Origin of the sequence: Hominiventricola filiformis, from assembly GCF_020686965.1 — a bacterium.
In the GTDB taxonomy this organism is placed as follows: Bacteria; Bacillota; Clostridia; order Lachnospirales; family Lachnospiraceae; genus Hominiventricola; species Hominiventricola filiformis.
Genome location: NZ_JAJEPS010000009.1, coordinates 94,030 through 113,857, shown reverse-complemented (window position 1 = coordinate 113,857; position 19,828 = coordinate 94,030). Strand labels below are relative to the sequence as shown.

Annotated in this window: 14 protein-coding genes; 12 read left to right on the top strand and 2 right to left on the bottom strand. The window is 44.9% G+C overall.

Annotated features, from left to right (window positions below):
• Positions 1-22: 22 nt before the first annotated feature.
• On the top strand, positions 23-2,299 hold the full coding sequence (gene pflB, locus LKD36_RS10485; protein WP_308459562.1) for a formate C-acetyltransferase: 2,277 nt from the start codon (positions 23-25) through the stop codon (positions 2,297-2,299).
• Entirely contained in the window at positions 2,299-3,024 is a 726-nt protein-coding gene (gene pflA, locus LKD36_RS10480) for a pyruvate formate-lyase-activating protein (protein ID WP_308459561.1), read from the top strand. Before pflB ends, pflA begins: the two co-directional genes overlap by 1 nt.
• A 38-nt stretch (positions 3,025-3,062) precedes the next feature.
• Here pflA and LKD36_RS17685 read toward each other — a convergent pair whose 3' ends face one another.
• Entirely contained in the window at positions 3,063-3,299 is a 237-nt protein-coding gene (locus tag LKD36_RS17685; RefSeq protein ID WP_408610920.1) for a multidrug resistance efflux transporter family protein, read from the bottom strand.
• Between the two features lie 160 nt (positions 3,300-3,459).
• On the opposite strand from LKD36_RS17685, the gene LKD36_RS10475 reads away from it, so the two are divergent.
• From LKD36_RS10475 to LKD36_RS10450, 6 genes are all read left to right on the top strand, one after another.
• Positions 3,460-4,809 carry an MATE family efflux transporter gene (locus LKD36_RS10475; RefSeq protein WP_308459560.1) on the top strand — a complete coding sequence of 450 codons (1,350 nt, stop codon included), beginning with the start codon at positions 3,460-3,462 and terminating at the stop codon, positions 4,807-4,809.
• A 188-nt stretch (positions 4,810-4,997) separates the two neighbouring features.
• Positions 4,998-5,876 carry a DegV family protein gene (locus LKD36_RS10470; protein WP_308459559.1) on the top strand — a complete coding sequence of 293 codons (879 nt, stop codon included), beginning with the start codon at positions 4,998-5,000 and terminating at the stop codon, positions 5,874-5,876.
• Positions 5,877-5,881: 5 nt separating this feature from the next.
• On the top strand, positions 5,882-6,544 hold the full coding sequence (locus LKD36_RS10465; protein ID WP_308459558.1) for a metal-dependent hydrolase: 663 nt from the start codon (positions 5,882-5,884) through the stop codon (positions 6,542-6,544).
• A 171-nt stretch (positions 6,545-6,715) separates the two neighbouring features.
• The gene (tnpA, locus tag LKD36_RS10460; RefSeq protein WP_308459557.1) at positions 6,716-7,156 is read left to right on the top strand and encodes an IS200/IS605 family transposase; all 441 of its coding nucleotides are present in this window, start codon (positions 6,716-6,718) and stop codon (positions 7,154-7,156) included.
• On the top strand, positions 7,119-8,237 hold the full coding sequence (locus LKD36_RS10455) for an RNA-guided endonuclease TnpB family protein (protein ID WP_308459556.1): 1,119 nt from the start codon (positions 7,119-7,121) through the stop codon (positions 8,235-8,237). Before tnpA ends, LKD36_RS10455 begins: the two co-directional genes overlap by 38 nt.
• 523 nt (positions 8,238-8,760) lie before the next feature.
• Positions 8,761-9,774: a transglutaminase domain-containing protein gene (locus LKD36_RS10450; RefSeq protein WP_118771090.1), complete on the top strand. Its 1,014-nt coding sequence runs from the start codon at positions 8,761-8,763 to the stop codon at positions 9,772-9,774.
• A gap of 9 nt (positions 9,775-9,783) precedes the next feature.
• On the opposite strand, the gene LKD36_RS10445 is transcribed toward LKD36_RS10450, so the two are convergent.
• Positions 9,784-11,388: a D-alanyl-D-alanine carboxypeptidase family protein gene (locus tag LKD36_RS10445; protein ID WP_308459555.1), complete on the bottom strand. Its 1,605-nt coding sequence runs from the start codon at positions 11,386-11,388 to the stop codon at positions 9,784-9,786.
• Between the two features lie 301 nt (positions 11,389-11,689).
• Between LKD36_RS10445 and LKD36_RS10440 the strand changes: the two genes are divergently transcribed.
• The 4 genes from LKD36_RS10440 to LKD36_RS10425 all read left to right on the top strand — a co-directional run bounded on the left by LKD36_RS10440 (position 11,690) and on the right by LKD36_RS10425 (position 19,746).
• A complete protein-coding gene (locus LKD36_RS10440; protein ID WP_308459554.1) occupies positions 11,690-12,874 on the top strand; it encodes a YkvI family membrane protein in 1,185 nt (394 codons plus the stop codon).
• On the top strand, positions 12,871-13,728 hold the full coding sequence (locus LKD36_RS10435) for an aminotransferase class IV (RefSeq protein ID WP_308459553.1): 858 nt from the start codon (positions 12,871-12,873) through the stop codon (positions 13,726-13,728). Before LKD36_RS10440 ends, LKD36_RS10435 begins: the two co-directional genes overlap by 4 nt.
• A 380-nt stretch (positions 13,729-14,108) precedes the next feature.
• Positions 14,109-17,264, top strand: coding sequence for an isoleucine--tRNA ligase (ileS, locus tag LKD36_RS10430; RefSeq protein WP_308459552.1), 3,156 nt, complete (start codon positions 14,109-14,111; stop codon positions 17,262-17,264).
• Positions 17,265-17,277: 13 nt separating this feature from the next.
• A complete protein-coding gene (locus LKD36_RS10425; protein ID WP_118771095.1) occupies positions 17,278-19,746 on the top strand; it encodes a glycogen/starch/alpha-glucan phosphorylase in 2,469 nt (822 codons plus the stop codon).
• Positions 19,747-19,828 lie beyond the last annotated feature (82 nt).

Below are 19,828 nucleotides of genomic sequence, written 5' to 3'. Positions count from 1 at the left end.
ATAATATGGAGGAACACCGACGATGCCGATGACAAAACCGGGAAAATTTGACAGTCAGGGAGCCTGGGACGGTTTCCGTGGCGAAATGTGGCAGGAAGAGATCAATGTACGTGATTTCATCCAGAAAAACTACACCCCCTATGACGGAGACGAGTCCTTTTTAGCAGGACCGACCGAGTCTACCACGAAATTATGGAATGAAGTGCAGAAGCTTCAAAAAATGGAACGGGAAAAAGGCGGCGTACTGGAATGCGAGACAGAAGTTGTCTCCGGTCTGACCGCTTATGGCCCAGGTTACATCAACGAAGAGATGAAAGACCTGGAGCAGATTGTAGGACTGCAGACGGACAAGCCATTAAAGAGAGCATTTATGCCCTATGGCGGCATCAAAATGGCTACCAAGGCAGCAGAAACCTATGGTTATGAGATTAACCCGGAACTGAAAAAGATCTTCACGACGTATGTGACGACTCATAATGATGCGGTATTCGGAGCTTATACCCCGGAAATGCGTCTGGCAAGAAAAACCCATGTAGTAACCGGTCTGCCGGATACTTACGGACGTGGACGTATCGTCGGCGATTATCGTCGTGTAGCCCTCTATGGAATTGACCGTCTGATCGAAGCCAAGAAAGTGGCTCATTACCGTGCGGGCTGCGGAAATATGTATGATGATGTCATCCGCATGAGAGAAGAGATCAGCCAGCAGCTGAAAGCTCTGAACGAGATGAAAGAGATGGCGAAGATCTACGGTTATGATATTTCCAGACCGGCAAGAAATGCAAAAGAAGCAGTACAGTGGCTGTATTTTGGATATCTGGCAGCAGTAAAAACCCAGAACGGTGCAGCCATGTCCGTAGGACGTATCTCCACTTTCCTTGATATTTATATTCAGAGAGACCTTGAGAACGGTACCTTAACTGAGGCAGAGGCACAGGAGCTCATTGACCATATGACCATGAAGTTCCGCATGGTAAAATTTGCCCGCATTCCGGAGTATAATCAGCTCTTCTCCGGTGACCCGACCTGGGTTACCCTGGAAGTTGGTGGAACCAGTCTGGATGGAAGACATATGGTAACCAAGAACGATTACCGTTTCCTTCATACTCTGGAGAATATGGGACCGAGCCCGGAGCCGAACCTGACTGTACTGTACAGCCCGAGCCTTCCGAACAACTTTAAGAAATACGCAGCAAAGATTTCTGTTGATACCAGCTCTATCCAGTATGAGAACGATGAAGTTATGAAACCGGAGTGGGGTGATGACTATTCCATCTGCTGCTGTGTATCTGCAACGAAAACGGGACAGGAGATTCAGCTGTTCGGAGCACGTGCAAACCTTGCAAAGACTCTGCTGTATGCATTCAACGGCGGTTTTGATGAAAAACACAGAATCCAGTGCGGACCGAAGATGGAGCGTATCACCTCCGAATATGCAGATTACGACGAAGTAATCGAGAAATTCGACTGGTGGATGGACTGGCTGGCTGACATTTATGTGAATGTACTGAACCTGATCCATTACATGCATGATAAATATTATTATGAGGCTGCTGAGATGGCGCTCATCAATAATGACTGCGAGCGTTCTTTCGCAACCGGTATTGCAGGTTTCTCTCATGTAGTAGACTCTTTGAGTGCGATCAAATATGCAAAAGTAAAGATCATTCGTGACGAGGAAGGCATTACCAAAGACTTCGAGATCGAGGGAGATTTCCCGCGTTACGGTAATGATGATCCGAGAGCAGACGAGTTGGCAACCTGGTTATTAAGAACCTTCTTTGACAAGATCCGCCGTCGTCATACTTATCGTGATTCCAAACCGAGTACCTCTATTCTTACCATCACCTCCAACGTGGTATACGGAGAGGCTACCGGTGCAACACCGGACGGACGTAAAGCATTTACTTCCTTCGCTCCGGGAGCATCACCTTCCTATGGAGCAGAGCAGAACGGTCTTCTGGCATCCCTGAACTCTGTTGCAAAACTGCCGTATCACTGGGCACTGGACGGTATTTCCAATACCCAGACCATCAATCCGGATGCACTGGGACACAGTGAGAACGAGAGAGTGGAAAATCTGGTTCAGATTTTGGACGGATACTTTGAGCAGGATGCTCATCACCTGAATGTGAACGTATTCGGAACAGAGAAGCTGATCGACGCTATGGAGCACCCGGAGAAGGAAGAGTATCAGAATTTCACCATCCGTGTATCCGGTTATGCAGTAAAATTCATCTCTCTGACGAAAAAACAGCAGCTGGATGTCATCGCACGTACCTGCCATAAGACACTGTAATGACAGGCCGGGTACATTCGATTGAAAGTTTCGGACTGGTAGACGGACCGGGCGTGCGCAGTGTAGTCTTTCTGAAAGGCTGTAACCTGCGCTGCCGGTACTGTCATAATCCGGATACCTGGACAAAAGAAGGCGGTGAGGAATGGGAGGCAGAAGGTTTATTTCAGAAGCTGTACCGTTTCAAACCCTACTGGAAAAACAAAGGTGGTATCACTGTCAGTGGCGGCGAAGCCATGCTTCAGATGGAATTTGTCACAGACCTCTTCTCCATTGCCAAAAAGCATGACATTCATACTGCTCTTGATACCAGCGGAGGCCCGTTTTGTATGGAACCGGATTATCTGGAATCCTTTCAGAAATTAATGGATGTCACAGACCTCTTCATCCTGGATATGAAAGAAATGGATCCGGAACGGCATAAAGCCTTAACTGGACAGGATAACCGGAACATTCTGGCATTTGCCAGATATCTGTCAGCACATAAAAAACCTATGTGGATCCGTCACGTGCTGGTTCCGGGACTGACAGATTCCAGAGAAAGTCTGGAAACATTGTATGATTTTATAAGGGAACTGAAAAGTGTGGAACGTGTGGAGATCCTTCCCTATCATACGATGGGAGTTCACAAATGGGAAGCTCTTGGAATTCCCTACTCCTTAAAAAATGTTCTGCCGCCTACGGAAGAAGAAGTAAGACGTGCAGAAGAGATTTTAAGAATCAAATAAGCCAATTTACTGCCAATGAATAAATAAAAAGCAGCCGTTCAGTATGAGCCAATCATGCTGAACGGCTGCTTTTTGTTTAACTGGCAGCTGCGAAACTGTTGATTACCATGCCGGCCACGATGAGTGCGATTCTGGCAAAGCCGGTGATACTGGACAGTCTGTCCGCAGGAAGGGAGACTGTGTGAAGACAGTGCAAGGAAACAGATCACCAGCCAGAAGGGCATACTGCAAAGCGTCATGCCAGAATTCCTAAAAAAATAATTTTCTTCATATATCCTCCGTAAATCATTTAGAATAATGTATCGATAGTATCATGCCAGATGGAAAATGTATATCGCACCAATATAATTCCATAAATTTTATGCTTTGGTTGTTTTTTCCTCTAAAATTTGTATACTAAATATAGAAGAAAATACAAGATGAGGAAACAAAAGAGTGGAAGGAAATTTAACCAAGGGACCGATTTTAAAGACACTGACAAAACTGGCAATACCGATTATGGCATCGTCATTTCTGGGAACTCTATATAATATTACGGACATGGCGTGGATAGGACTTCTCGGTGCGAAGGCAGTGGCGGGTGTTGGCGTGGGAGGCATGTTTACCTGGCTTTCTCAGGGGCTGGTGTCGTTGGCTCGTATGGGTGGACAGGTTCAGGTGGCCCAGCATATTGGCCGGAGAGAACAGGAAGAAGCACATGGATATGCTCAGGCAGCGGTGCAGATGTCGGCATTGCTCGGTATTTTGTTTGCTGCAGTTGTTCTTATATTGCTCAAACCACTGATAGGATTTTTCAAGCTGGAGGATGCAGAGGCGTTGGCGGCAGCTTTTTCTTATACAAAAATTGCCTGTGGGCTGATTATGTTTTCCTTTTTGTCATTGACGCTGACAGGACTTTATACAGCGCAGGGAGATTCTAAAACGCCTTTTGCAGCGAATCTCGTTGGTCTTGCAGTCAATATGATTCTGGATCCGGTGCTCATTTTGGGACCGGGACCTTTTCCCCGGCTGGGCGTAACGGGCGCAGCCATCGCAACTGTGACAGCGCAGTTCATTGTTATGAGTATTCTGGTCATGAGGATTTTCGTAACAAAAAAAGAAAATGTTTTAAAAGGAATTCAGCTGTTTGAAAAAATCCCACCGAAGTACGTGCGTGGAATCTGTAAAATTGGAATTCCCACGGCGCTGCAGGGCATGGCGTATTGCATGATTTCCATGGTGCTGACGCGGATGGTCTCCGGATTTGGTGCGGAAGCCATTGCTACTCAGCGAGTGGGTGGACAGATCGAGTCTGTTTCCTGGAATACGGCGGACGGATTCGGTGCGGCGTTGAATGCATTTATTGGCCAGAACTATGGTGCGGGCAAGATGGATCGCGTAAAGAAGGGCTATCGTGCATCTTTGATAACAGTAGGTGTATGGGGACTGTTCATTACCTTGTTGTTTGTCTGCTTTCCGGAACAGATTTCCGGTGTCTTCTTCCATGAACCAACGGCAATTGCTACTGCGGTGGGATATATGATCATTATCGGATACAGCGAGGCCTTTATGAGCGTGGAGCTGATGACGGTAGGTGCGCTGTCAGGACTTGGAAAGACCCATCTTTGCAGTGTCATCAGCATTACACTGACCAGTGCAAGAATTCCGTTGGCAATACTTCTGTCCGGTACGGCATTAGGATTGCTGGGTATCTGGTGGGCGTTGACTGCGACATCTGTTGTTAAGGGAATTGTTTTTGTAATGGCGTTTTACTGGATCACGGCGAGAATGAGGAATTCCAAATAGTTATATAAAAAACAAGCCCGGGAATTATTTCGGGCTTGTTTTTTGAAGACCCAGGGTTTGCGTTTGGAAAGCATCGGGCTTCATGTATCTTTTTCTGCTATAATTCAAAAGCAGTTTATATTAGAGGATTATAATCATTTATTTAACAATGAATATAAAACGAAATGGAATATACGGGAGGATAACAAATGAAAAAAACTGGTGTTGTGACGGACAGCCACAGTAGTATCAAGCCGGCTGAAGCGGCAAAACTTGGGGTACTGCTCTTGCCCATGCCGTTTTATTTGGATGATGAGTGTTATTATGAAGATGTGACTATTACGAGAGAAGAGTTTTTCGAGAAAGTAAGAGGCGGTGCAAAAGTCAGCACTTCCCAGCCAACACCGGATGCAGTGTGTAAGCTCTGGGATCAAGCACTTGAGCAGTTTGAGGAAATCGTATATATTCCGCTGAGCAGCGCCCTGAGCGGAGCATGCGGAACAGCCATGATGCTTGCACAGGAAGAACCATATGCCGGGAAGGTATTTGTGGTAGATAATGGACGTGTTTCCTCTACCCAGAAGAGAACAGTGCTGGATGCACTGGAGCTGATTGAAGAAGGTTATTCCGCCGGGCAGATTAAGGAAATGCTGGAAGCAGCCAGAGAGAGAAGCATGATTTACATCGGTGTGGAAACGTTGGAATTCTTAAAACGCGGTGGCAGAATCAGTAAGACCAGTGCAGCTCTGGGAAGCCTTATGAATATCCGGCCAGTTTTGAAGTTCAGTACCGGAATACTGGAAACATATAAGAAATGTCATGGATTCCATCGTGCAAAAAAAGAGATGATTGATGCCATGAAAAATGAATTTGCTACCAACTTTAAAGAGGAAGTTGAAAAAGGTGAAATATATCTTCTGGCTGCCAGCAGCGCTTCCAAAGAAGCTTCCGATGAATGGGTAAAGGAGATTCAGGAAGCATTTCCGGGTATGGATGTGGTATGTGATGAACTGTCTCTGGGTGTCAGCTGCCATATTGGACCGGGAGGCCTTGGAATCGGTTGTTCCTGCAAGCCCAGGAGGATATAAGAAGGATGCTGGGAAGAACACATTTTTTTGTGGGGACTGCAGTGAGTCTGGCAGTTCTTCATCCGCAGTCTATGTCCTCACTGGTTGCAGGTGCTGGAGCAGCGGCAATTGGAAGTATGATCAGTGATGTAGACTCTGGCACCTCGCAGGCACATCAGGAAGCAGATAAAATTATGGCAGCAGTGATTGCAGTTTCTGCTGTAGTTATTATCCTGGACTATAAATTCCATGTGGGTATCTACAACCGTCTCATGAGGGACAGCAGCATCGCAAGACTTCTGACAGGAGTGCTTGGATTCCTGGTGATCTGTCTCTATGGCCGGGATACACCGCATCGGTCATTTATGCATTCTTTTCTTGGAGCAGTTATGCTCACGGGGTGTGTGGATGTGATTTATCCAGATGCTGCACCTTATTTTGCAGTGGGATTTTTATCTCATCTGGCACTGGATCTTCTGAACCGGAGATCTGTGAAATTATTCTGGCCCTGGAAAAAGGGATACTGTATGGGAATATGTTCCTCTCGAGGCTGGATTAATCATCTCTGTATGCTGGCCGGAATGGGAATACTGGCGCTTGATCTGATTTTGTCTGCACCGGCGGCGAGACTGGCAGGACGGATTTTAACAACACTTTGCAAGAATTTTCCCATCCTCTTTAGGTGGTGAGATGAATTGCCTTCAGGGAAAATCATGCAATATCTGGCATATTAGAACTGTACATATCTGTGCGCATAAATGAAGACAAGAAAAAAGAACAAACGTTCTGCAATGTATAGACAAACAAATGTTCTTATGCTATGATATAATCAGTCGAAAATAAAATGAAAAGCTGATTTTATGAGAAAATTAGATAATAATGCACATTCAGTGTTTTTGCTCTATTATCATTTGATTCTGGTCATAAAATACCGAAAAAAGGTATTGACAGATCCTGTTTCTGATCGTGCCCGGGAGATTTTTGAATATATCGCTCCGAAGTATCACATTACATTAGAGGAATGGAATCATGATCGGGATCATGTTCATATCATGTTCCGGGCCCATCCAAAATCGGAACTCAGTAAATTTATCAATGCGTATAAAAGTGCAAGCAGTCGATTGATAAAAAAAGAGTATCCGGAGATTCTGCAGAAGCTTTGGAAAGAAATGTTCTGGAGCCAGAGTTTTTGCCTGTTAAGTGCTGGTGGTGCACCCATTGAGGTTATCCGCCAGTACATAGAAACGCAGGGAGAAAATAAGAGTGAACATCGTGTACCGTTTTCGGATTTACCCGAATAAACCTCAAAAAGAACTATTTGCAAAGACATTTGGCTGTGTTCGTTTTGTGTATAACCGGATGCTGGCAGAGAAGAAAGAATATTATGAGAAAACCGGAAAAGTATTAAAGGTTACTCCTGCAAAGTATAAGGCAGAGTTTCCGTGGCTGAAAGAGGTAGACAGCCTGGCATTGTGCAATGCACAGCTCCATCTGCAGACGGCCTACAAGAACTTCTTTCGAGATTCTTCCGTTGGTTTCCCGAAGTTCAAGTCAAAAAAGAATCCGGTAAGAAGTTATACGACAAACTGTGTAAATGGAAATATTACTTTGCAGAATGGTAAACTAAAACTTCCGAAAGCAGGTTGGATCCGCATAAAACAGCATCGGAGTATCGATGATCGTTATACATTGAAGGGGGTCACCGTCATCCAAGAAGCTGATGACAAGTATTATGCATCATTACTATATGCGGCAGAAGATCTGGAACATGAAATCGCACCAGTAAAAAACGTAATCGGACTTGATTTTTCCATGAGTGAATTGTATGTAGATTCCAATGGAACTCATGCTGGTTATCCTCACTTTTTCCGAAAATCCCAGGGAAAACTTGCAAGGGAGCAGCGCAGGCTGAGTCATTGCGAAAAAGAAAGCAACCGCTACATGAAACAGAAAAGGAAAATAGCCAGACTCCATGCTCATATCGCACGTCAGCGGAAAGATTATCTGCACAAGGAATCCAGAAAGATAACCAATTTTTACGATCTTGTATGCATAGAATCTTTGAATATGAAAGAAATGAGCGAGGATTCAAGGTTTGGAAAGAGTATTCATGATAATGGCTGGGGAATGTTTACTGATTTTCTTTTTTACAAATTAGAACGTGCCGGTAAAAAACTGGTTCGTATCGATAAGTGGTATCCCAGTTCAAAAATCTGCAGCTGCTGCGGAAAACTCAAAAAAGAGCTGAAACTGGAAGATCGTACGTATAGCTGCGCCTGTGGAAATCAGATGAACCGTGATGAGAATGCAGCTATCAATATTTGTAGGGAGGGCTTGAGAATATCAGGAGTTGAACTTGATATGAAAAGAAAAATTTTCTGATTTTTCTCAAAAAACATAGATTTTGCTCGGGACTGTGTAAATACGAAATAGTCCCGTCATAATAACAGAACCGTGGGACACACGGGGATAGCTCGCCTATGCTTTGCCCAGTAGGGCAATCGAACGAGAAGCCCCCACTTCAAGCGTTAGCTAAGTGGAGGGAGCATGTCACAATGGATTTCATAAAAAGTGATGCTATTAAAATCTTGAACATCTAGAAATTGGGCATATGAGAAAATTCCTAAAAATAAAGTCCAAAAAGACAAGTTCTGCGACTCTTTAAGTGCAATATCCGGTAGATCATGAAACGTTTTGGCTATATAGAAATTTGATAAACAGTGCTACCCATGAAAGAAAGAATTGTTGGATGTATGAAGAAAGTTCATGTTTATCTGCCCGATTGCCTGTAAAAAGGGAGAAAAACGGGTGTGACAAGAGAAGTTTTGGGTAGAGCAACAGAAAGCCAAAGTATATGCCTAGCGATCCGCAAGCATACTGAAAAAACGTAAAGGAAATATGATAAATGGAACCCTACTATTATACAAAGTTGAACAAACAACACCAGGCGGTGTATCACGCCATGCAGCAGTGTCTGATCAGTCTGGCGGATGAGTGGCAGATGCCGCGGGTGAGTGGAGAGGCACTTTATAATATCTTCTTTCAGTTACGTCTTGATCATCCGGAGATTTTCTGGGCAACGGGATTTAAGTATCGGTATTATGAGAATTCCGGGAATCTGATTTTCCTGCCGGAGTATTTGTTTGAAAAGGCAAAAATCCGGGAACATCAGAAAGCAATGGCATCCCGTGTGGAGAAGCTGGTGCGTCCGGCAAAATCTATGTCCGAGCTGGAAAAAGAGAAATATGTACATGATTTTATCTGTCAGAATGTCCGGTATGACAAGCTGAAAAAATCTTATTCTCATGAGATCATCGGACCATTGGGACAGGGGGTCGGTGTCTGTGAAGGAATTGCAAAATCTGTAAAGGTGCTTCTGGATGCGCTGGGCGTCTGGAACGTCATTGCCATCTGTGGCAATAACCCGGAGAAAGGGATCAAATATCGTCATACCTGGAATATCGTAAAGATCGGCGGGACATATTATCATCTGGATGCGACCTTTGATAACAGTCTGGGAGACGAAGAGATCCGGTATGATTACTTTAATCTGGATGATAAAAATATTTTCAGGGATCATGAGCCTTTGATTGCACCGGCACCATCCTGCACAGATGGCGGTCATTTTTATTACAAAGAGAAGAAATTGTCGTTCACGAAGGTGGAAGATGTGTATAAACGTTCCCTGCAGGCCGCGAAGAAGGGGAAAACTTTGGATTTTCACTGGAGGGGAGGATATCTGACAAAAGAAGTGTTAAAGGAATTGCTGGATGAGATTCATAAGGCAGGAGAAGAACGTCAGAAAAAAGCAATCGTGAACCTCAACTGGCCACAGGCAGTACTTCGTGTAAGGTATGCCGACGGCGCGGTATCAGAAGAGGTTCACATGCAGGAAGCGAACGAAGGCGAACAGGAATAACGGTTCTGCCTATTTGAACTTTTTGAAGAAATTGCTTTTCCAGCGTTTTCTGCTCTTATAACGTCTGCGGTTTTTACTGGAGAAAGAGTTGCGGTCTGCTCTCTTTCTCCATTTTGTTATAAAATCAAAACGGATGGAATAGTTTTTCATGATTTTATGGCCCAGCAGGATGACAATAATCAGTGCTGCCAGTGTGCCGCCAGCCCATGCGATTACCCGGAGGTTAATTTTGATCACCCGCATACCGGATGCAGTCCGGGCGGTCGAAATATGATTCTGTGAGGCGGAACCGTCAGCGGCATCAGATGCGTTCTCTGTGTTGGAAAACGGGAACTGCGTGTCGGTGGTGCCTGCCATATAGAGATTGGTAGAACCGACGGTCTGGCCCGCATAGCTGTAACTTAGAGTGGCAATAATGTCAGAATCCGTCCCATCACTGTTGTCATTGAAGGTCAGGCTTGGAGTGGCATCTGACAGGGAGGCTGTGACAGGAAGTATGGCATAGCCTTCTGTATCCATCTGAATCATTGGTGCAGAATTTCCGAAAATGGAGGTTCCGGCATCAAACATCTGATTCTGTCCAATCGTAAAGTTCGTTTCATTTTCAGCGATATTTACTTTCTGGAAATTTTCTGTGGCATAATTTAACAGATTCTGTGTATCCGGGTAAATGGGGACTCCCTTTTCCGCAGTTCCCTGGCTTTTCATAGTGACAACGACCAGGTCCATACCATTTCGGGTGGCACAGGTAACCAGTGTATTTAGTGCAGCAGTGGTATAACCAGTTTTGCCGGCAAATACTGTCGGATCCAGATACTTGGAAGTCTTGTATCCGGAGATCATATAATGATGGTTATTCATCAACAGTTCGTCAGATTTTTTGTTGGTAGCGCGTAAGACATAACGCGAAGTGCCGCTGATCTTTCGAAATTCCTCATGTTTTGTGGCTTCACTGGTAATGAGTGCCATATCGTGGGCACTGGTATAGTGTTCTTCATTGGGAAGTCCGCTGGGATTTGCAAAATGCGTGTTGGTACAGCCCAGTTCGGCAGCTCTCTGGTTCATCAGATTCGCAAATTCTTCTGTGGAACCGGAGATATGCTCTGCGATGGCATTAGCGCACTCATTGGCGGATTCCAGCATGATAGCGTAGAGACATTCCTCTACAGTCAGTACCTCTCCCTCATCGCGGGCAATACTGCTGCTTCCGTAATCAATAGAATAAACGGCATTGTGGGAGAATGTAACTTCCTCGTCCATCTGACAGTTTTCCAGAGCAAGAAGTACGGTCATAATCTTGGTAATACTGGCAGGATAATGCTGCTCGTCAATGCCTTTTGCATACAAGATGGTACCGGTAGAAGCTTCCATGACAATGGCAGATTCTGCATAGACCTGGGGGCCTGTCGGCCAGTTTTCCCAGGAGTTGGAATCAATTTCTTTATTGTAACGGGCATCTACTTCTGCCTGAAGGGCAGCAGCGGCCGCCTGCTCAGCGGCTTTTTGTGCGTTAGATTTAGATTTTGTCTTTGCCTGCACCGGCATGGAAAAGACGGTGGTAACACAAAGCACTGATACGAGAAGATATCGTTTTAATCTATTTATAAAATGCATGATTTACCTCATAAAAAGAATGTTATTATTTGCTATTATAGTGTATTAAAGTAGGGCATGCAAGGGAGGATAGGAAAAGTTCATAATATTTAAAAAAAGTTTCTGCTGATTTTCAAAGAGAAATCGAAAAAATTAAAAAGGAATTTTGAAAATACAGAAAATATTATCGAATACGGGAAAAAGATTGACGAAAACAGAAAAAAAGAGCATAATAGCCGCAACACGAAAGAACAGACAATGAAGTCAAAAAATTCATTGTCTGCTCTTTTTTACTTTATGAATGAAAAGGAGGGCAATTGATATGAGTGGAACGCAGAAAAAAGGATTCTTTGAAGGCGGATTCGGAAAATATCTTCTGCCAGGCATTCTGCTTCAGTCAGTACTGATTGGAGGCGGCTATGCAACAGGACGTGAGATCGTATCCTACGGAGCAAAATTTGGAGCGAAAGGATGGGTCGCAGGAATCGGTATTCTGATCGGATTTGCGGTTGTTGCAGTTCTGACTTTCGAAATTTCCAGATTATATAAGACTTATGATTACAAGAGTATGATCAAAGTGCTGATCGGACCGGCATGGCCGTTGTTTGATGTGGCATATGTACTGATGATGATTCTTGTTATCGCGATTATGGCATCGGCCAGCGGTTCTATAGTCGAACAGACAACGGGACTGAATTATTGGACAGGAGTTGTTTTACTTGTAGCTGTAACCGGCGGACTGATGTTCTTTGGTGATGCGTTGATTGAACGTTTTGAAACCTGGGGAACAGTTCTTCTCTATGCAGGATATATTATTTTCAGCGGCATGGTAATCATAAACGGACATGATAATATTACCCGGGTAATGGCAACTTCTGATATGAGTTATACCGGAGAGACCGGTATTCTTCCGGTTCTCTGGATTGGTGTCATCTATGTGGCATATAATCTTTGCGTATATCCGGCATCCATGTTCTCTCTGAAGAGACAGGAATCCAGAAAACAGTGTGTAGTCAGTGGACTGCTGGCAGGCGTGCTGATGACCATCCCGTGGTTCCTGACTTATTTCTCACTGATGAGTTTCTATCCGAGTGAAGAAGTACTTGGTGCTCAGATTCCGTGGCTTGTCATGATGAACAGCATCGATGCTCCGGCAATCTGCTCAGTTGCCTTTGGTGTAGTTATGGGATGGACTCTTATTGAAACTTCAACTGGTGTTATCCACGCACTGCTTGGTCGGATTAATGTAGGACTTACAGAGATTAATAAGAAGGAACTCGGCAGCAAAAAACAGGCAGTTATAACCGTTGTGATCCTGATATCTGCCTGCCTGATGTCCAAATTTGGAATTATTGCATTGATTGAAAAAGGATACACAGCTATTTCTTATGCATTTATGGTTCTGTATCTGGTTCCGATTCTTACGATCGGTGTTTATAAAATTCTGAAGAAAGAGCCAATTCTCAAAGTAGAAGGAGTACCGGCAGTAGAGGAGTCAAGAGTATGAAAGAAGTTGGATATTACAATGGAACGATAGGACCTTTAAGCGAGATCAGTTGCCCGATTTTGGACAGAGCCGTATATTTTGGTGATGGCTGCTATGATGCTACTTATGTACAGAATGGAGTCATTTTTGCACTGGAAGATCATTTTGACCGATTTTATAACAGTTGCAGACTTCTTCGTATTCCATTTCAGTATAGCAGAGAAGAACTGGAGAAGATTCTGTACAGTCTGGTAGAGGCTTATGATGGAAATGACGGAAAGGGAATTCTTTACTGGCAGACTTCCAGGGGAACGGCATTACGGAATCATCTCTTCCCAGATGAGACAGAGGTGAAACCGAACCTGATGGCATTTTTGATGCCAATGGATCTGTCTCCGAAAGAGAAGGAATTCCATACCATTACACTGGAAGACACCAGATTTCTTCATTGTAATATTAAGACCCTGAACCTGATTCCCAGTGTTATTGCCAACCAGAAGGCAAAAGAGGCAGGTTGTCAGGAAGTTATTTTCCACAGAGGTGACCGGGTAACAGAGATGGCTCATTCCAATGTTTCTTTCCTGATTGACGGAACGCTTGTATATCATCCCTTTGATAACAAGGTTCTTCTGGGAATTGCCATTAAGCATCTGATTAAGACCGCAGAAAAACTGGGAGTACCAACCAGAGCAGAAGAAATTACGGTAACAGAGGCAATGAATGCCGACGAACTGATCATTACCAGTTCCGGAACTCTCTGCAATCGGATTACGGAAGTAGATAAGATTCCGGTAGGAGGCAAAGCGGATGAACTGTTCCATAAACTTCAGGATGCTGCCTGGGATGAATTTATGGTTTATACAAAGCAGAAATAGCAGCGAAAGCCTTGACAAATCTCTTCAGCCACCTTTATAATGTTTTCTGTGTAAAAGGCTGTGACGAAGACAGTAGAAACTTCTGGAAATGCCCAGCGAACCGGGGAAGGTGTGAGCCCGGTGAAAGTACAGGATTTTTCGAAAATCACTTCCGAGCCTCGGGCTGAAAAGTTTCTATATTATATAAGGAAAGGTAAGCCTCGACGGATGTCCCTCCGTTACAGGGAACGCATATGATGGTATGTTGTAAGAGGTGGTTAATAAACGGGCTATAAAGCTCCGTCCTGTTGCAGACAGGGTGGAGCTTTTTTTATACGCGAATAACGAACCAAATAAACATGCTTGACCGAAACCGGAAAGAATAAGGAGGTTTGAAGAACATGTACAGCAAAGTAAACACCGACATGAACTTTGTGGAACGAGAAAAAGAAGTAGAACAGTTCTGGAAAGAAGACAACACATTTAAAAAGAGTATGGAGCAGAGAGAAGGATGCCCGACTTATACCTTCTATGATGGACCGCCTACCGCCAACGGTAAGCCGCACATCGGACACGTGCTTACCCGTGTTATCAAGGATATGATTCCGAGATACCGTACTATGAAAGGTTACTATGTACCGAGAAAAGCAGGATGGGATACCCACGGACTGCCGGTAGAGCTGGAAGTAGAGAAACTTCTGGGACTGGATGGAAAAGAACAGATCGAGCAGTATGGTCTGGCTCCGTTCATTACCAAATGTAAGGAGAGTGTCTGGAAATACAAAGGAATGTGGGAAGATTTCTCCGGTACCGTTGGTTTCTGGGCTGATATGGATAACCCGTACGTTACTTATGACGATAACTTCATCGAGTCCGAGTGGTGGGCTCTGAAAAGCATCTGGGATAAGGGACTTCTTTATAAAGGATTCAAGATCGTTCCCTACTGCCCGCGCTGCGGTACCCCTCTTTCTTCTCATGAGGTTGCTCAGGGATATAAAGCAGTAAAAGAGCGCTCTGCAATTGTTCGTTTTAAAGTAGTTGGAGAAGACGCTTATTTCCTGGCATGGACCACTACACCGTGGACACTGCCGTCCAATACATGCCTCTGTGTAAACCCGGATGAAACTTACTGCAAGGTAAAAGCAGCAGACGGATATACTTACTATATGGCAGAAGCTCTGCTTGATAAGGTTCTTGGAAAACTTGCAGAAGATGGAAAAGCAGCTTATGAAGTACTTGAGACCTATAAAGGAAAAGATCTTGAGTATAAAGAGTATGAGCCGTTATATGCATGTGCAAAAGAGACTGCTGAGAAACAGCACAAGAAAGCTCATTTTGTTACCTGCGATAATTATGTTACCATGACAGATGGTACAGGTATTGTTCATATCGCTCCGGCATTTGGTGAAGATGATGCTCGTGTAGGACGTAAATATGATCTGCCCTTCCTTCAGTTTGTAGATGAAAAGGGTAACATGACAAAGGAAACTCCGTTTGCAGGATTGTTTGTAAAAAAAGCAGATCCGGAAGTATTAAAGGATCTGGATGCAAGAGGTCTCCTGTTTGATGCACCGAAATTTGAGCATGATTACCCGTTCTGCTGGAGATGCGATACTCCGCTGATCTACTATGCACGTGAGTCCTGGTTTATCAAAATGACAGCAGTACGTGATGATCTGGTACGTAATAATAATACGGTAAACTGGATTCCCCAGAGCATTGGTAAAGGACGTTTCGGAAACTGGCTGGAGAATATTCAGGACTGGGGCGTATCCCGTAACCGTTACTGGGGAACTCCGCTGAATATCTGGGAGTGTGAAGAATGCGGACATCAGGAAGCAATCGGTTCCCGTGAGCAGTTAAAAGAGATGAGCGGAAATGAGAAAGCTCTGACTGTAGAGCTGCATCGTCCGTATATCGACGAGATTACCTGCACCTGCCCGAAATGCGGCAAGACCATGAAGAGAGTGCCGGAAGTTATCGACTGCTGGTTTGACTCAGGAGCAATGCCCTTTGCTCAGCATCATTATCCTTTTGAGAATAAGGATCTGTTTGAGCAGCAGTTCCCTGCTCAGTTCATTTCCGAGGCAGTAGACCAGACCCGTGGATGGTTCTATTCCCTGATGGCAGAGTCTACCCTGCTGTTCAACAGAAGTCCTTATGAGAATGTTATCGTGCTTGGACATGTACAGGATGAGAACGGCCAGAAGATGAGTAAATCTAAAGGAAATGCCGTTGACCCATTTGATGCACTTAAGACCTACGGAGCAGATGCAATCCGCTGGTACTTCTATATCAACAGTGCACCGTGGCTGCCGAATCGCTTCCATGGCAAGGCTGTACAGGAAGGCCAGAGAAAATTCATGGGTACTCTGTGGAATACCTATGCATTCTTTGTACTGTATGCGAATATTGATAATTTTGACGCAAGTAAATATACATTAGATGAGAAGACCCTCACCGTTATGGACCGCTGGATCTTATCCAAACTGAACTCCACGGTAGGTGCAGTTGATGACAACCTGGCAAATTACCGGATTCCGGAAGCTGCAAAGGCTCTGCAGGAGTTCGTTGATGACTTAAGTAACTGGTATGTAAGAAGAAGCCGTGAGCGTTTCTGGGCAAAAGGAATGGAGCAGGATAAGATCAATGCTTACATGACCCTTTATACAGCACTGGTAACCATCAGTAAGGCAGCTGCTCCGATGATCCCGTTCATGACCGAGGAGATCTACCGCAATTTGGTATGCAGCGTTGACAAGAATGCACCGGAGAGCGTACATCTCTGCGATTTCCCGAAGGTAGACGAGAACCTGATCGACAAAGAGCTGGAAGCTTCCATGGAAGAAGTTCTGGACATCGTCGTTATGGGACGTGCCGCAAGAAATACGGCTAATATCAAAAACCGTCAGCCGATCGGAACCATGTATGTACGTGCTGAGCGTCCGCTGGATGATATGTTTAAAGCTGTTGTGGCAGATGAGCTGAACGTGAAGAATGTCGAGTTCAAAGATGACTTAAGTGATTTCACCAGCTATACCTTCAAACCGCAGCTGAAGACGGTAGGTCCGAAGTATGGAAAACTGCTGAATGGAATCCGTACACATCTCGCTGAATTAAACGGCCGTGAAGCTATGAAAGAGCTGGAAAATACCGGAAGCCTGTCATTTGACATCGACGGACAGAACGTGGTATTATCAAAAGAGGATCTGCTCATTGATACCGCCCAGATGGAGGGGTACGTGACAGAGGAAGACAGCACCGTAACCGTTGTTCTCGATACAAATCTGAGTGATGCACTTATTGAGGAGGGATTTGTAAGAGAGATCATCAGCAAGATCCAGACTATGCGTAAAGAGGCTGGATTTGAAGTGATGGATAAGATCGTGGTATACAGCATGGGCAATCAGAAGATTGAAGGCTACATGAAGGAATACCGCGAGGAAATCTTAAGCGACGTTATGGCATCGGATATCCGTTTTGATGAGGTAAAAGGATATACAAAAGAGTGGAGCATCAATGGCGAATCCGTGACTCTTGGAGTTGAAAAGCAGTAAAAGGAGGCATAAAATGGCCAAAAGAACCTTTAATAAGGAATTCTTCATCAGAAGTGTAAAGTATAATGTCCGCACACTGTTCCGTAAGGAGATTGAGGAAGCAACTGAACAGCAGATTTTCCAGGCAGTGGGATATGCTGTCAAAGATGCGATCATGGATGCGTGGATTGCAACACAGAAGGAATATGAGAAATCAGATCCGAAGATTGTATACTATATGTCCATGGAGTTCCTCATGGGCCGTGCACTGGGCAACAACCTGATCAACCTTACATTCTATGATGAAGTAAAAGAAGCACTGGAAGAGATCGGACTGGATCTGAACATGATCGAAGACCAGGAGCCGGATGCAGCCCTTGGTAACGGTGGTCTGGGACGTCTTGCAGCATGCTTTATGGATTCCCTTGCTACACTCGGCTATGCAGCTTATGGCTGTGGTATCCGTTATCGCTATGGTATGTTCAAACAGCAGATTGTGGATGGATATCAGGTAGAAGTTCCGGATATGTGGCTGAAGAATGGCAATCCATTCGAGCTGCGCCGTCCGGAATATGCAAAAACCGTCAAATTCGGCGGATATGTACGTATTGAGAACCATAATGGAAAGAATGTATTCATCCAGGAAGGATATCAGTCCGTACTGGCTGTACCGGTGGATCTTCCGATCGTCGGTTATGGCAACAATGTGATCAACACCTTACGTATCTGGGATGCAGAGGCAGTGAACTCTTTTGAGCTTGACCGCTTCGACAAAGGTGAGTATGAGAAGGCTGTCGAGCAGGAGAACCTTGCCCGCAACCTGGTAGAAGTACTTTATCCGAATGATAACCATATGGCAGGTAAAGAGCTGCGTCTGAAACAGCAGTACTTCTTTGTATCCGCCAGCGTACAGGAAGCAATCGCAAAATATAAGAAGAATCACAGTGACATCCGTAAGTTCTATGAGAAGGCAACCTTCCAGCTGAACGATACTCATCCGACAGTAGCTGTTGCAGAGCTGATGCGTATCCTGATGGATGAGGAAGGACTGGAGTGGGATGAGGCATGGGATGTAACCACTAAAACCTGTGCTTACACCAACCACACCATCATGGCTGAGGCACTGGAAAAATGGCCGATCGAGCTGTTCTCCAGACTGCTTCCGCGTATCTACCAGATCGTAGAGGAGATCAACCGCAGATTTGTCATTGAGATCCAGAAACAGTACCCGAACAACTATGAGAAGGTTAAGAAGATGGCCATTATCATGGACGGTCAGGTAAAGATGGCTCATCTGGCAATCGTGGCAGGTTATTCTGTAAACGGTGTGGCTAAACTGCATACTGAGATCCTGAAGAAGAGAGAGCTGAAGGATTTCTACGAGATGATGCCGCAGAAATTCAACAACAAGACCAATGGTATTACCCAGAGACGTTTCCTGCTTCATGGTAACCCGCTTCTTGCAAAATGGGTAACCGAGCATGTAGGTGACGAGTGGATCACCGATCTGCCGAGAATCAAAGGCCTGGCTGTTTATGTAGATGATGAGAAGGCTCAGCATGAGTTCATGAACATCAAGTACCAGAACAAAGTACGTCTGGCTAAATACATCAAAGAGCACAACGGCATTGATGTAGACCCGCGCTCCATTTTTGACGTGCAGGTGAAGAGACTTCACGAGTACAAGAGACAGCTCATGAACATTCTTCATGTAATGTATCTGTATAACCAGATCAAAGAGCATCCGGAGAAGGATTTCTATCCGAGAACCTTTATTTTCGGTGCAAAAGCAGCAGCTGGTTATATGAGAGCAAAACTGACGATCAAGCTGATCAACTCCGTAGCTGATGTTGTCAATAACGACGCATCCATCAACGGAAAGCTGAAAGTCGTATTTATCGAGGATTATCGTGTATCCAATGCAGAGTGGATCTTTGCAGCAGCAGATGTATCTGAGCAGATTTCAACCGCTTCCAAAGAGGCTTCCGGAACCGGTAACATGAAGTTCATGCTGAATGGTGCCGTAACTCTGGGAACCATGGACGGAGCAAACGTGGAGATTGTGGAAGAAGTCGGTGAAGAGAATGCATTTATCTTCGGTATGAGTGCAGACGAAGTCATCGATCTGGAGAGCAAGGGCGGTTATGATCCGTCCCAGCTGTTCAATACCGACCAGGAGATCCGTCACGTACTGATGCAGTTGATCAACGGTGAGTACGCACCGAATGATCCGGAGCGATTCCGCGAGCTGTATAACGCACTGCTGATCGACGGCGGTTACAACCGTCCGGATCCGTATTTCATCCTGAAAGATTTCCGTTCCTATGCAGACGCTCAGAGGCGTGTAGAGGAAGCTTATCGTGATGAGAAGAGATGGGCAAAGATGGCAATGCTCAATGTGGCACATTCTGGGAAATTCACCTCAGACCGTACCATCCAGGAATATGTGGATGATATCTGGAAGCTTGACAAAGTAACAGTTAAGCTGGAAGAAGAGGCATAATTGACTGAAAAATAAATGAAGGGAGCTGCGCAGCTTCGCCTGCGCGGCTCCTTTTTTCACCAGAACAGGAAAAGCGGTATAG